Genomic DNA, 13,942 nt, shown 5'->3' on the forward strand with positions numbered 1-13,942 from the left:
CGGACCGGACCGCGTCGTCGTCGGCGGCGGAGTCCCGCGCATCGGGCCGCTGTACGGGGACGCGCTGCGCGACGCGTTCGCGGCCGAGCTGATGCGTCCGCTGCGCGGGCTCGTCCCGCGCGCCCCGCTCTTCGGCCACGACGCGGCCGTGCTCGGCGCGGCGGCCCTCACCCTCACCCTTCCCCTCCACCACCCGGGAGCTCTCCGATGAACGCACGGGACCTGACCGCCGCCCTCCGGGGCAAGCTGATCGTGTCCTGCCAGGCGCCCCCGGGCGACCCGATGCGGGACACCGCCACGCTGGTGCGGCTCGCGCGGTCGGCGGTCGCCGGTGGCGGCGCGGCGATCCGGGCCAACGAGCCGGAGGTCGTCGCCGCGATCACGGCCGCCGTGGACCTGCCGGTCATCGGGCTGTGGAAGGACGGCGACACCGGCGTCTACATCACGCCGACCGTCCGGCACGCCCTCGCGGTCGCGGAGGCCGGGGCGGCCGTCGTCGCGGCGGACGCCACCGACCGGCCGCGTCCCGACGGTTCGGCCTTCGCGGAGCTGGTCGAGGCGGTGCACGCGGCCGGCGCGCTCGTCATGGCCGACGTCTCCACGCTCGCCGAGGGCGTCACGGCCGCCCGGCTCGGCGCGGACTTCGTCTCCACGACCCTGTCCGGCTATGTGCCCGGACAGCCGAAGCGGACCGGGCCCGATCTGGGTCTGGTCGCGGCACTCGCCGCCGCGATCGACGTACCCGTCGTCGCCGAAGGCCGTATCAACACCCCCGAGGACGCGGCCGAGGCCTTGGCGCGCGGCGCGCACAGCGTCGTCGTCGGCACCGCCATCACCGCGCCCACCGCCCTCACCGCCCGCTTCGTGACGGGCATCACCCGGCGCTGACCTGCCCCTTTTCGCGGGACGGCTGTTCAAAGGCGAACCCCGTCCCGCATTCTGGAGTCACCGTGCACACCACCACACCCCCCACGCTCCCCTGGTACCGCCAGGTGAGCCGCACGCAGTGGAAGTCGTTCTTCGCCGCCTGGATCGGCTACGTCCTCGACGGCTTCGACTTCGTGCTGATCACCCTCGTGCTGACCGAGATCAGCGACGACTTCGGGCTGAGCACGGTGCAGGCCGCCAGCCTGATCTCCGGCGCCTTCATCACCCGCTGGCTCGGCGGCGCCGTGCTCGGCGCCCTCGGCGACCGCTACGGCCGGAAGCTGTCGATGGTGGCGAGCATCCTGCTGTACTCGCTGGGCACCTTCGCCTGCGGGTTCGCGTGGAACTACCACAGCCTGTTCGCCGCCCGGCTGGCCATCGGCATGGGCATGGCCGGCGAGTACAGCGCCAGCTCTACGTACGTCATGGAGAGCTGGCCGCCCGCGCTGCGCAACCGGGCCAGCGGCTTCCTGATCTCCGGCTTCTCGGTGGGCTCCGTGCTGGCCGCCCAGGTGTACGACTGGGTGGTGCCCTCGCTCGGCTGGCGCTGGATGTTCTACCTCGGGCTGATCCCGATCGCCATCGCGCTGTGGATGCGGCGGGCGCTGCCCGAGGCGGAGGAGTGGACGGAGTCCGTGGCGGACGAGGGCGCGAAGCCCAACCCGTTCCGGCCGCTGTTCGCGACCCCGCGCCGGGCGGCCGCCAACACGGTCCTGGTGGCCCTCGCCACGCTCTCGCTGTTCCTGGTCTTCACACCGGGTGGCGCGGGCATGGTGCCGGTGCTCTCGGTGGTCGCAGGGGTCGCGCTGGCGGCGCTCGCGGTGCAGCTGGGCGGGAAGCGCGGCTGGGTGCTCTACCTGTCGATGATCGTGACGCTGTTCTTCGCCTTCCTGTACTCCTGGCCGATCCAGGCCCTGCTGCCGACCTACCTGAAGACGGAGCTGGGCTACTCCACGGGCCAGGTCACCGACGTCCTGTACTTCGCGGGCTTCGGGACCATGGTGGGCTGCTGGGCGGCCGGCTTCCTCGGCGACTGGATCGGTACGAAGAAGGCGTACGCGCTGACGCTGCTGGCCTCGCTCGCCTTCGTCTACCCGGTGTTCGCGGTGGAGGACAACCTGCTGCTGCTCGGCGCCCTGCTCTTCCTGCTCCAGGCGACGAGCTTCGGCATCTCCGGCCTCCTCCCCCGCTACATCGGCGGCCACTTCCCGACCCGGAGCCGGGGCGCGGCGCTCGGCTTCACCTACAACGTGGGTGCGCTGGGCGGGGCGGTCGCGCCGGTGCTCGGCGCGCACCTGGCGTCGGGGATGAGCCTCGGGCAGGCCCTGGCGGTGCTGACCTTCGCGGGCACGGTGATCGTGGTGCTGCTGGTCGGCCTCGACGTGCCGGCCCGGCTGAACCGGCTGACGGACCCGGAGGCGGCGGAGGACCACCTGGCGGCGGGGGCGGTGGCGGACGAGCGGGTGGCGGTGGAGCGGTAAAAGCGGTGGACGTCCACGCCGGAGCGCTCTACCTTCCCCGGCGTGGACCTTCCCCGTACTTTCACCATCCGCGAGAGCGGCCACCGCCTGCACAACCCGTTCACCGAGGAGGATCTGGCCACCCTGGGCCGGGCCCTGCGCCTCGAACCGGGGACCCGGATCCTCGATCTGGCCTGCGGCAGCGGCGAACTGCTCTGCACCTGGGCGCGCGATCACGGCGTGACCGGGACCGGGGTCGACATCAGCACCGTCTTCCTGGCCTCCGCCCGGGCGCGGGCGGAGGAACTGGGCGTCGCGGACCGGGTCGGCTTCGTGCACGGTGACGCGGCCGGGCATGTCGCACCGGAGCCCGTCGGCCTCGCCGCGTGCGTCGGCGCGACCTGGATCGGCGGCGGCGTCGCCGGAACGGTCGAGCTGCTGGAGCGCTCGCTGCGGCCGGGCGGCATGCTGCTGGTCGGAGAGCCGTACTGGCGCCGCGAACCCCCGGACCAGGCGGCCGTCGAGGGGTGCCACGCCTCGTCCCGCGACGACTTCCGCGACCTGCCCGGACTGGTCGAGCACTTCGGGGAGCTGGGCTGGGACGTGGTGGAGATGGTCCTCGCCGACCGGAAGGGCTGGGACCGGTACGCCGCGGCCCAGTGGCTCAGCGTCCGCCGCTGGCTCGACGCGAACCCCGACGACGAACTGGCCCCGCAGATGCGCGCCGAGCTGGACACGGCGCCGGCGCTGCACGTCCGCTACCAGCGCGAGTACCTGGGCTGGGGTGTCTTCGCCCTGATGCGGCGCTGAGTCGCGGGGCTCAGACCGCCACGCGCTCGAAGACCGCCGCCAGCCCCTGGCCGCCGCCGATGCACATGGTCTCCAGGCCGTAGCGGGCCTCGCGGCGGTGCAGCTCGCGGGTGAGCGTGGCGAGGATGCGGGCGCCGGTCGCGCCGACCGGGTGGCCGAGCGAGACGCCGGAGCCGTTCACGTTGATCCGCTCCTCGTGGTCCTTGTCCCCGAGGCCCATCTCCCGGGTGCAGGCCAGGACCTGGGCGGCGAACGCCTCGTTCAGCTCGATCAGGTCGAGGTCGGCGAGGGTGAGTCCGGCGCGGCCGAGCGCGGCCTCGGTCGCGGGGACGGGGCCGAGGCCCATGGTCGCGGCGGGCACCCCGGCGCGGGCGAAGGAGACGAGCCGGACGAGCGGGGTGAGGCCGAGGCGTTCGGCGGTGGCGGAGCTCGTCACCAGGCAGGCGGCCGCCGCGTCGTTCTGGCCGCTGGCGTTGCCCGCGGTCACGGTGGCGTCCGGGTCGGACTTCAGCATGACCGGGCGGAGTGCGGCGAGCTGTTCGGCGGTGGTGTCGGGGCGGGGGTGCTCGTCGGCGGTGACCACCGTCTCGCCCTTCCTGGTCCGTACGGTGACGGGGACCGTCTCCTTCGCGTACCGGCCCTCGGCGGCGGCGAGCCCCGCCCGCCGCTGCGAGCGCAGGGCCAGCGCGTCCTGGTCCGCGCGGCTGATCCCGTACGCGCGCCGCAGGTTCTCGGCGGTCTCGATCATGCCGCCGGGGACCGGGTGGTGGACGCCGCCCGCGGTGACCCGGCCCCGGGCGAGCGCGTCGTGGAGCTGGAGGCCGGGGCCCTTGATGCCCCAGCGGCCGTCGTGCGTGTAGTACGGGGCGCCGCTCATCACGTCGACGCCGCCCGCGATCACGACCTCGCTGAACCCGGCCCGGATCTGCATCGCCGCGTCCAGGACCGCCTGGAGCCCGGAGCCGCAGCGGCGGTCGGTCTGGAGGCCGGTCACCGACTGCGGGAGCCCGGCGTCCAGGGCGGCGACCCGGCCGATCGCGGGGGCCTCCGCCGACGGGTAGGAGTGGCCGAGGATCACCTCGTCCACCCGGTCGGGGTCGATGCCGGTCCGGGTGACGACCTCGGCGATCACCCGGGCCGCGAGGGCGGCCGGCTTCTCCGCGGCGAACACCCCGCCGAAGCGGCCGATGGGGGTGCGCAGGGGTTCGCAGATCACGACATCGAGGGCGTCGGGCACGGCGGGGCCTTTCCGGGAGACGGGGTGCGAGGGTCTGGCACGACCCTCGCACCCGGCGGCGTGACCGGTCCAATACCCAGTTCCCCCGGAACCGAGACGCCGGGCGTCTCAATCGCCCGCCCCGGACCGCCTCAGGCGCGGGCCTGCGTGGCGAGCATCAGGCGCAGGGCGCGCGTCATGGCGTTGTCCGTGCCGAAGTCCACGCCGGCGGGCACCTCCACCAGGTCGCCGTGGGCGAGGACGAGGACGCCGCAGGAGCCGGGGCGGGCCGTGCCGGTGCCGTCGAGCCAGTCGCGGTAGCCGCCGGACGTGGTGTCCAGGTGCTCCCGGCTGCGGCGGCTGACCTGTGCCATCAGGTCGGCGACCCCGGTGAGCCCGTCGACGGAGGCGAACGGGATGGTCACGACCGGTTCCTCGACCAGGCGGACGCGGGGTTCCTCGTCGCGGCCGGGGCCCTCCGGTGTCTCGGGCAGCAGCCCCCGGCCGAAGCGGGCGTGGTACAGCAGGGTGTGCGCGGCGTCGATCCCGCCGACGAAGGGGCGGTCGAAGCTGGTCCTGCGGAAACCGGCGCTGTGTTCACGCGGGATGCGGCGGTCCTCGGCCTCCGGCCAGTGCACCTCGCCGGACCGGCGGTCGCGCCAGGGCACATAGCGCCGGATGTCGTCGGAGGCGGAGGTCGGCAGGAGGTCGATGCCGAACCGGCCGGGGTCCTTGGCGACGATGGAGCCGGGGGTCAGCGCGAACAGGCCGATGCCGGCGGTCGTCCACAGCTTCTCGTGGTGGTGGAGGAACGCGTACGTCTCCAGCGCCTCGTCCCGGGTCTCGGTGGGGAAGCCGGTGAAGCCCATCATCTGCGCGGCGATGCCGTTGCGCGCCAGCTCGGCCAGGACGTCCGGGACGGCGTCGATCCTCACCCCCTTGTCGATGAGGTCGAGGACCCGCTGGCTGCCCGACTCGTAGCCGAAGGAGACCGCGACGCAGCCGGAGGCCGCGAGGAGTTCGCCGACGGCCCGCTTGGGAAACGTCCGCTCCAGCCGCAGTTCGGCGGACCACCGCAGGTCCAGGGAGGATTCGGCGAGGGCGGCGGCGAGGGTGCGCAGATAGCGCGGGGACATGGCGTCCACCGCGAAGTAGAGGGTCCTGCCGTAGCGGCTCACCTCCCGCAGGTCGTCGAGGACGGCGGCCACGGGTCGTTCCCGCGAGGGCGAGGTCGGCCGGTCGGTGTTGAGGCCGTAGTCGCAGAAGGTGCACTTGTTCCAGTAGCACCCGCGGGTCGGGCTGTAGAGGATCACCGGTTCGGGCGACCAGTAACGGCCCCAGTCCCACACGTCGTACGCCGGGGAGCCGGGCGTCGCCACGCTGCTGTAGGCGATGACGGGGTCCGGCCGGCTCCTGGTCATCACGCCGTCGATGCCCTCGAAGGCGTCACCGCCCCGGACCGCGCCGTTCCCGACGGCGTCGAGGATGGCGATGAGGGCGTTCTCGCCCTCGCCGGGGACGATCAGGTCGGCGTCCTGGAAGACCCGCCACGCCGACGCGGGGTCGGTGGCGTACTTGACCACGTCGCCGACCTCGGTGCCACCGAAGACGATCACCGCACCGGGCAGCACGGTGCGGGCCAGGCGGGCCATCCGCAGGGCGACGGGCAGCTGGCTGGTGTAGTTGACCGAGAGCCCGACCACCGCCCAGGGGCGTTCACGCAGTTTCGGTACGAACTCGTCGGCGAAGTACCCCTCGAAGGGGCGGGCCACGGCGGCGGGAACGGCGGGGTCGGACAAGTCCGCCGTGCTGCACAGGTTGACGGCGGACTTCACCCGCATGGAGAAGCCGTCCGCCGCGCCGGGGGGCATCTCCAGGGCGATCAGCTCCCACCACCGGCTCGTCACCGCGACCGCCTGCGCATAGGTCGGGGGGTGGTAGAAGTGCTCGGGGTCCTGGAACACCCGGATCGCGTCGCGCGCCGACGTGGCGGTCAGGCCCTCGGCGGCCAGGGCCTGCCGGTAGCGGATCTCGTCGTGGCGGCGGGGGGCGCCGGACCTGGCCTCGATCTCGGCGCGCAGGGCGCGGGCGGCCGTGAGCGCGGCGCCGAAGCGCGCGGGGTCGGCGAGGTAGGTGAAGGCGTCGAGATTGGCGTCCACGCAGGCGTACTCGGTGTGGCCGGCCGCCCTGGCGGCGCCCACGAGGTAAGGGATCGAGTGGTAGGCGGTCGTCGGGTCCGTCACCGGCGGGTTGATCAGCAGGTACGCGGTGTCGCCGGTGCCCCGGCCCGGCCGCGGGCCGCCGTGGTCCGGGCCGCCCTTCAACCGCTCCATGCCCAACGGGACGAACACGCTCATCGTGGTGACTCCTGACTGTTGTCCTGCCCTGGATGCGTGGAGCGGGCGGCCGGGACCCCGGCGGGTGCGGGGAGCGGCGGGGCGTACTCGGTGTCGGCGCGGTGCTCGCGGAACACCCGCTGGGTGAGGGCGCCCAGCACGGTGAGCGCGATGGCCCCGCCCGCCACCGGGAAGAAGGGGGCCGCGCCGAGGTGGCGGACCCCGAAGCCGGCCACCGCGACGGAGACCGGGAAGGTGCCCATGACGGCCAGCATGACCAGGCTCATGACCCGGCCGATGAGCGCGGACGGTGCCCAGACCTGGAGCATCGTCACCACGACGATGTTCTGCCAGCCGCTGGCCAGGGCGTACACGCAGACGCACACCGCGGCGCCGGCCAGTCCCCCGGCGTACGGGACGGCGGCCAGGGCGATGCCCATGACGACCGCGAGCGTGGCGAACAGGTAGGCGGGCGACTGCACCGGACGGCTGCGGGCGGCGACCAGGGAGCCGGCCAGACCGCCCAGGCTCAGGCAGGTCAGCAGAATCCCGTAGCCGGTGGCGCCCATGCCCTGGTGGGCCAGTTCCGGCAGGGCCACCTCGATCGTGCCGTTGAAGGCCAGGTTGCAGACGAGGGCCACCACGAGGACGACGTGCAGCAGCCTTCCGTGGCGCAGCAGTTCCGGGAAGGACACCTTGCGGGCCGGAGCCTCCGCGGTGGCGTCGGGTCCGTCGTGTTCCGGCGCGTCCGCATCGGTGCGGATCCGGGAGAGGACCAGCGCCGACACGAGGAAGGACGCGGCGTCGACCGTGAGCGCCGGGCCCGCGTCGAAGGCCGCCACCAGGGCGCCGCCCGCGGTGGGTCCGAGAAGTCCGCCGACCTGGTTGACCATGGTCGACAGGGCGTTGCCCCGGCCGAGGTCCTCCTTGCGCAGCAGGGCGGGCAGGAGGGTGTACGAGGCGGGGATGAACATGCCGGAGCAGGCGCCCAGGACGACGGCGATCGGGGCGAGCTGGCCGAGCGTCGGTGTCCCGGCCGAGGCGAGCACCGCGAGGATGCCCACGGCCGCGGCGCGCACCAGGTCCGTCATGAGCATGACCCGCCGGCCGCCGATGCGGTCGGCCACCATCCCGCCCAGCGGAATGGTGACGACGCGGGGGATGCCGTAGCAGGCCAGGACCGTGCCGAGCAGGACCGGGCCGCCGTCGCCGGAGAGGATCAGCCAGGGCAGCGCGACGGCGTAGCAGTAGTCGCCGACCGTGGAGGAGAACTGCCCGGCGAGCAGCAGCCGGAAGCCGCGCACGGACATGGGTCCGCCCGTCAGTGCCGTACGGAACCTCTGTCCGGCTGCCGCCACGTGCCCTCCTTCTGCTGGGTGGTGTGTGGTCAGCCGCCGAGTGGGCCGACCGGCATGTCCAGGAACTCGCCGATGACCGCCGTCACGGTGGCGGGCGGCGGCAGCCCGAGGTTCTTGCGTACGTCGCCCGCGGCGATCTGCCAGCCGGCCGCGGGCACCGGGTCCACGACGGCGTGGCCGTCCGCCCGCAGCCGGTCCACGTTGCGGCGGACGGCGGGGCGCTCCCACATCAGGCTGTTCATGCTCGGGAAGAACACCACCGGGCGCTCGTGGGCGAGCAGTGCGGAGCTGAGGAGTCCGGAGGCGAGCCCGTTGGCGGCCTGGCCGAGCATGTTGGCGGTGGCAGGCAGGACGACGAACCGGTCCGCCCACACGGCCGGGGCGACATGACCGGCCGTCAGCTCGTCCTCGCCGTCGCAGTAGACGTCCCGGCACAGCAGCCGCATGGTCGCGGCCGGAATGAGCGCGGCGGCGGAGCGGGTCATGGCTATACGGATCTCGACGCCGGGTCCGAGGCCGGTGCGCAGGGCCATGAGGTACTGCGGGACGGCGAGTACGTTGCCGGAGCCGCAGACCCCGATGAGCAGCCGGCGCGGGGCGTCCCGGCCGGTCTCCGCCGTCATCACCGGGCTCCGGCGGGCTCGCCGGCCACCTCGTGCAGGCCGCACTGGGCGGCGATGAGATCCAGCCTGTCCTGGACGTTGTACTTGTAGCCGGGGCAGGGCGGATGGCCCTCCTGCCACGCCTTGGGGCAGGAGCCCCCGCAGGTGGGCATGAAGACGCAGCTCTTGCACCAGGTGGTGCCCGCGGCGATCTCGTCGTTCCAGCCGTCGAAGGGGCCCAGCGGCCGGAGCGGTTCGGTGCCCGCCCGGTCGATGTGCGTCAGCGGGAGGGTGCGCTCGGCCTCGGGGACGAGGGGGTACTCGCTGCACGAGAAGATGTTGCCGGTGCTGCTGATGATCTCGGACGAGCGGGTCGTGGCGGGGCAGAGGACCTTCCGCGCGGTGGTCGGCAGCAGCTGGGTGTGCAGCCCGTGACCGGTGAGCAGCCTGAGCCATCCCGTCTCGCGTTCGGCGAACTCGTACTTGGAGACCTCGATCTCCGATACGTCGTTTCCCCACGAGTGAACGGGAGCGATCGAGAAGGATACGCGGGGGTGGCTGAAACCGAGCTCCGCCATCAGCTCCACATAGCGGGGAACGGAGTCCTGGTTGTGCACATCGACATTCGTCCGGAACGAGAAATGGGTGGGACCCAGGTCCGGTTCGTCGAGTACGGAACGCACGGCGCGCACGATGTTCCAGAAAGATCCGCGTCCGCTTTTCAGCGGCCGGTGTTCATTGTGGATATCCGGCGGCCCGTCGATCGTGATCTCGAAATGGGTGACCCCGCAGGAACGGATGAGGGTGTTGATTTTTGCGGGATTCAGGAGGGAACCGTTGGTGACGATCACCGAGGAGTAGGCGACCCCGCGCTCGGCGGCGGCGGCGACGAAGCGCGGGGCGAGGTCGCGGATGACCGCGTACCCCATCATCGGCTCGGCCCCGAACCAGTCGATGCGCGCGCTGCGGGTCTCCGGCGCGGTCACGGCGCGCAGCACGCGGTCGTGCACCCGGCTGCGGTGGTTGCGGGACAGGCCGCCCCGGGTGTGCTCCTGTCCGCAGTAGGCGCAGCCCATGTTGCAGTAGGAGGTCGGCAACAGGGCGATGTGCACCGCCGAACGGTCCGCGGAGGCGCGCCGGTTGCGGTCGAGCACGGTCGCCAGCTCGTCCTCGCCGGCCGGTACGAGCAGCCTGGCCGCACGCAGGGCGCCGGTCCAGGCCGGGCTGATCGCGGCGGCGTCGCCGGCCTCCAGTGCCCGCGCGGTGGGAAGGTCGACCGCCACGGTGCTCGCGGTGCGGGTGCCGTAGGCGAGCCGGACCGGAACGCCGGTGGTGTCGGCGTACGCGCGGTCGCTCAGCACCAGGTATCTGCTGACTTGGTCCATGTTCACGCTCCCACTGGGTGTCCGGACGCACGGCGGTCGGGCGCGTCTTCTCCGGCGGGTCCGGCGGCCGGTGCCGCCGGACCCGCCCAGGCTGGGATCAGCAGAGAACGTTGACCTGGTTGTCGTTGACCTGGCCCTCGACCGCGGCCGACACGGCGTTCAGCCGGGCCTGGATCGAGCCGAGGACCGCGACCTCGTCCGGGCTGAGGCCGTTGAAGACCTCGCGCTCGGAGTCCGACAGCAGGTCGACCGGGGTGCCGGCGCTGCGCAGCGCGTCGAGGGGTGCTTGCGACATGGGTCACTCCTTCATGGAGGGGGTCACGGGCTGGTGCAACGGCAAGGCTGCTCCGGCGCCCCCCGGCTTCACATCCCTCGATCGACTATGAATCGGTGGGCGGGTGATCCCGCTCAAGGCGTTCTTGTCCGGAACATGACCCGCAGCTACTCTGACCCCCGGGAGTGAGGAAATCCCCCTGCCGGCCCATGCTTTGCTCACCGAAATGAGGGGTAAAGGGTTTGACCAGGCGTGAAATTCTGATCGCTTCGCTCGTGGCCGCCGGCTCCTCGAACCGGGATATCGCCGAAGCTCTCTGCATCAGCCCGCACACGGTGGCGGCCCACTTATGCAACATGCTCCGAAGAACGGGCGCGTCCAACCGTACGGAAATGATTGCGCGGCTGTACGCCCAGGGCGTCCTGGTCCAGGGGATCTGGCCGCCGCTGCCCGCCGGCGAGCGGAAGCGGCAGGAGGCTCCCGAGGCCGTGGGCGCCCTCGCGGCGGCGGTCGCGGAGTGCTCGATCGGACCGGCCGGCGTCACGCTCGACTGGCCGCACTACGGGAACGAGGTACCGGTAACCATGACCTTCGACGCCCTGCACGCACTACGTGAGGCCGGACACCCGGTGGACCTCCTGGCGGTCGAGCAGCGCTCGGTCCTCTCGGGGCTCAGCGAACAGGAGGTCCAGGTCCTCAACTCCGTCAAGGAGCGGCTGGAAGCGGTCTCCGGTGAGGTGGAGGGACAGGACCTCAAGCTCCTGTGAACGGTGCCGCGCGGTGCGGCGGCTGCCGGGCCGCGGTGCCGGACGGGGCCCGGTTCTGCCCCGAGTGCGGCACACCGGTGGTCGCGGGGGCGCCGTCGTCGGACAGCCGCAGAATCGTCACGGCGGTCTTCATCGACCTCGTCGGCTCGACCGTGCTGGCCGAGACCCTGGACCCCGAGGCGCTGCGGCGCACGATGGACCGGTACTACCGCGCCTGCACCACGGCCGTCACCGAACACGGCGGTGTGGTCGAGAAGTTCATCGGCGACGCGGTGATGGCCGTCTTCGGGGCGTTCGTCACCCACGAGGACGACGCGCTGCACGCGGTCCGGGCTGCCTGCGCCGTCCGCGAGTCCGTGGCGGCCATCGCGGCCGGTCCCGGGGTGCGGCTGGACATCCACTGCGGGATCGCCTCGGGAGAGGCCGTGGTGGCAGGGGTGCTCGGCGGCGCGGCCAGGGTGGTCGGGGACGTCGTGCACACCGCCGCCCGGCTCCAGTCGCACGCCGCGGCGCACGAGATCCTGATCGGTGAGGAGACGGCCGGGCTGGTCGGCGGACGGGTCCGCGTGGAGGCCGTCGCACCGCTGCGGGTGAAGGGCAAGCGCGAACCGGTCGCCGCCTGGCGGGCCCTCTCGGTGGTCGAGTCCACGGGCCAGGAGGACCTGGTGCCCCTCGTCGGGCGGGACGCCGATCTGGCCGCCCTGCTGCGCGAGTTCCAGGCGGTCCGCCGCGAGCGCCGCAGCCGTCCCGTCACGGTCACCGGCCCCGCGGGCATCGGGAAGTCCCGCCTGGTGCGGGAGTTCCTGGCGAGCCACGGCGCGGAGGGGGCCGTGGTGCTGCGGGCCGGCTGCCAGGCGTACGGTGCCGGGCTCGCCCACCGCCCGCTGGCCGACGCGGTCTGGTCGCTGCCCGGCGGCTGGGAGCAGGCGCGGGGCGCGTTGGAGGCGCTGGGCCCGGGCGCCGGCCGCGCCGTCACCGCCCTCGCCGCCGCCCTGGGCATCCGCACCGGGGACGGGCTCCCGGTGAGCGTCGAGGAGATCGGATGGGCGTTCCGGCGGCTGCTGGAGGCCCTGGGCCGGGGCGCCCCCGTGATCCTGGTCCTGGAGGACTTCCAGTGGGCGCAGCCGACGCTCGCCGGCATGGTCGCCGATCTGTGCGAAGGGATCCGGGACGCGGAGGTGCTGGTCGTCCGGGTGGCCAGGAACGAGGCGGCGGCAGCGTCCGGCGGGGACCTCGTGCTGCACCTCGACCCGCTGCCCCGCGCCCACACCGAGCGGCTGGTGGGGCTGCTCGCGGACCGGGCGGAGGTCGCGGCGCAGGAGGCGGTCGCCACCGTCGACGAGCTGGCCCGGGTCGTCCGGGAGTGCGACGGCAATCCGCTCTTCGCCGAACTGCTGCTGGAGAACCGGTCCGGCCCCCGGTCGGTGGACCAGGGCGTCCCCACGTCGGTCCGGGTCCTGCTGACCGCCTGGCTGGACCGGCTGCCGGCCATCGAACGGGCGGTGCTGGAACGGGCGGCGGGGGTGGGCGGGTCGTTCACGGCCGGGGACGTGCGCGCCCTCGCCGAGGACGAACCGGCCCTGGCCGGCCCGGCCCTGGACGACGCGCTGAACCGGCTCCTGCGCTCCCGGGTGCTCCACCTGTACGGACCGCCCGGCGCCTACCGGTTCACCCGCGCGCTGGCCCGGGACACCCTGTACGAGATGACCTCCAAGGCCCGGCGCGCGCACTGGCACACCGTCCTCGCCGACCGGCTCGACGGGCGGGCCCCGCGGCCGGCCGCGGAGGGCGACCTCGCCCACCACCTGGAGACCGCGTGCCGGCTGCTGTCCGAGGCGGACCCGGGCGATCCCGGGCTGCCCGCGCTGACCGGCCGCGCGGCCCGCGCCCTGGTGGCCACCGGCTACCGGGCCCTGCACCGCCGCGACCTGCCCGCCGCCGTCTCCCTGATGGAGCGCGGCCGCGGTCTCACCCCGGACGGCGATCCCCAGCACCGGGTGCTGGCCGCCCGCATCACCGACGCCTATGCCGCGCTGGGCCGTTGGGAGAGCGCCCGGCGGGCCGTGGCCGAGGCGGAGCGCGGGAACCCGGACGACGCCCCGACCCGGGACACCTGTGCCGTCCTGCGGCAGCTGATCGCCCTGCGCTCGGGCCGGCAGGCGCCCGCCGGCGTGCCGTACGGGCCGGATGACGAAGGCGCCGCGCCCGGTGCGGCGGACGACCTGAGCTGGTGCAGGCTGCATCAGCTGTCCTCGCTGCGGAACTTCGCCGAGGGCCGGGTCGGTGCGGCGGAGAGCGCCATGCGCGACGCGCTCTCCCGGGCGCACGGGCTCGGCGACACCTATGAGGGCAACCGCATCCTCGCGTCGATCTGCGAGCTGACGCAGTGGTCGCCGACCCCGCTCGGCCAGGCCGTCGCGCTCTGCGAGGACCTGGTCCGGCGGTTCGACGGCGACCGGAGTCTGCTCGTGCCGGTCCTGCTGACCCGGGCGCGGCACCTGGCCCTGTCGGACCGGGTGGACGCGGCCCGCGAGGACATCGCCCTGGTCCGCGTCCACTGCGACGACCTGGCGCTGGCCCTCGGCACCCTGGCGGCCGACCAGACGGCGGGGTTCGTGGAGTCCCTGGCCGGTGCGCACCCGGCGGCGGCCGCCCACTACACGGCGGCGGCGGACGGGCTCGCCGCGCTGGGGCAGAACCGGACCGCGGCCACCCTGCGGCTGTACGCGGCCCGCGAGCGGTTCCGCGCCGGGTCCGACGCCCTCCTCGACGCGCCCGAACTCGCCGAGCCGCCCGCGGACCCGCCG

Annotated in this window: 12 protein-coding genes and 1 pseudogene; 7 read left to right on the forward strand and 6 right to left on the reverse strand. The window is 73.6% G+C overall.

The features are described from left to right. From G3I41_RS29335 to G3I41_RS29350, 4 genes are all read left to right on the forward strand, one after another. The coding region (locus G3I41_RS29335) for an ROK family protein (RefSeq protein WP_164403468.1) at positions 1 to 211 on the forward strand (211 nt) is incomplete at its 5' end. Continuing rightward, the gene (locus G3I41_RS29340; RefSeq protein WP_164403470.1) at positions 208 to 888 is read left to right on the forward strand and encodes an N-acetylmannosamine-6-phosphate 2-epimerase; all 681 of its coding nucleotides are present in this window, start codon (positions 208 to 210) and stop codon (positions 886 to 888) included. The genes G3I41_RS29335 and G3I41_RS29340, both read left to right, overlap by 4 nt. A gap of 62 nt (positions 889 to 950) precedes the next feature. After that, positions 951 to 2,408 carry a sialate:H+ symport family MFS transporter gene (locus G3I41_RS29345; protein WP_164403472.1) on the forward strand — a complete coding sequence of 486 codons (1,458 nt, stop codon included), beginning with the start codon at positions 951 to 953 and terminating at the stop codon, positions 2,406 to 2,408. A gap of 42 nt (positions 2,409 to 2,450) precedes the next feature. Then, a complete protein-coding gene (locus tag G3I41_RS29350) occupies positions 2,451 to 3,197 on the forward strand; it encodes a methyltransferase domain-containing protein (RefSeq protein ID WP_164403473.1) in 747 nt (248 codons plus the stop codon). Between the two features lie 10 nt (positions 3,198 to 3,207). Here G3I41_RS29350 and G3I41_RS29355 read toward each other — a convergent pair whose 3' ends face one another. The 6 genes from G3I41_RS29355 to G3I41_RS29380 form a co-directional block, all read right to left on the reverse strand. Then, complete coding sequence (locus tag G3I41_RS29355) at positions 3,208 to 4,434, reverse strand: acetyl-CoA C-acetyltransferase (RefSeq protein WP_164403476.1); 1,227 nt, start codon at positions 4,432 to 4,434, stop codon at positions 3,208 to 3,210. A 131-nt stretch (positions 4,435 to 4,565) separates the two neighbouring features. Beyond that, positions 4,566 to 6,770 carry a radical SAM protein gene (locus G3I41_RS29360; protein ID WP_164403477.1) on the reverse strand — a complete coding sequence of 735 codons (2,205 nt, stop codon included), beginning with the start codon at positions 6,768 to 6,770 and terminating at the stop codon, positions 4,566 to 4,568. Continuing rightward, complete coding sequence (locus tag G3I41_RS29365) at positions 6,767 to 8,107, reverse strand: MFS transporter (RefSeq protein ID WP_343242248.1); 1,341 nt, start codon at positions 8,105 to 8,107, stop codon at positions 6,767 to 6,769. The genes G3I41_RS29360 and G3I41_RS29365 overlap by 4 nt, the downstream gene beginning before the upstream one ends. A 29-nt stretch (positions 8,108 to 8,136) precedes the next feature. Beyond that, positions 8,137 to 8,730 carry a flavoprotein gene (locus G3I41_RS29370; protein WP_164403480.1) on the reverse strand — a complete coding sequence of 198 codons (594 nt, stop codon included), beginning with the start codon at positions 8,728 to 8,730 and terminating at the stop codon, positions 8,137 to 8,139. After that, entirely contained in the window at positions 8,730 to 10,094 is a 1,365-nt protein-coding gene (locus G3I41_RS29375; RefSeq protein WP_164403483.1) for a radical SAM protein, read from the reverse strand. The genes G3I41_RS29370 and G3I41_RS29375 overlap by 1 nt, the downstream gene beginning before the upstream one ends. A gap of 97 nt (positions 10,095 to 10,191) precedes the next feature. Further along, positions 10,192 to 10,389, reverse strand: a complete 198-nt coding sequence (locus G3I41_RS29380) for an aroma-sacti cluster domain-containing protein (protein ID WP_164403485.1) — start codon at positions 10,387 to 10,389, stop codon at positions 10,192 to 10,194. Between the two features lie 221 nt (positions 10,390 to 10,610). Here G3I41_RS29380 and G3I41_RS37550 point away from each other — a divergent pair. The 3 genes and pseudogenes from G3I41_RS37550 to G3I41_RS29390 form a co-directional block, all read left to right on the forward strand. After that, positions 10,611 to 10,757: pseudogene (locus G3I41_RS37550) on the forward strand (helix-turn-helix transcriptional regulator); the annotation flags it as partial. 3 nt (positions 10,758 to 10,760) lie between these two features. Then, entirely contained in the window at positions 10,761 to 11,135 is a 375-nt protein-coding gene (locus G3I41_RS29385; RefSeq protein WP_239081892.1) for an aroma-sacti cluster domain-containing protein, read from the forward strand. After that, positions 11,132 to 13,942, forward strand: a 2,811-nt coding sequence (locus tag G3I41_RS29390) for an adenylate/guanylate cyclase domain-containing protein (RefSeq protein WP_164403489.1), incomplete at its 3' end; no start/stop codon positions are given. The genes G3I41_RS29385 and G3I41_RS29390, both read left to right, overlap by 4 nt.

This window comes from Streptomyces sp. SID9727 (assembly GCF_010550605.1).
Lineage (GTDB): Bacteria > Actinomycetota > Actinomycetes > Streptomycetales > Streptomycetaceae > Streptomyces.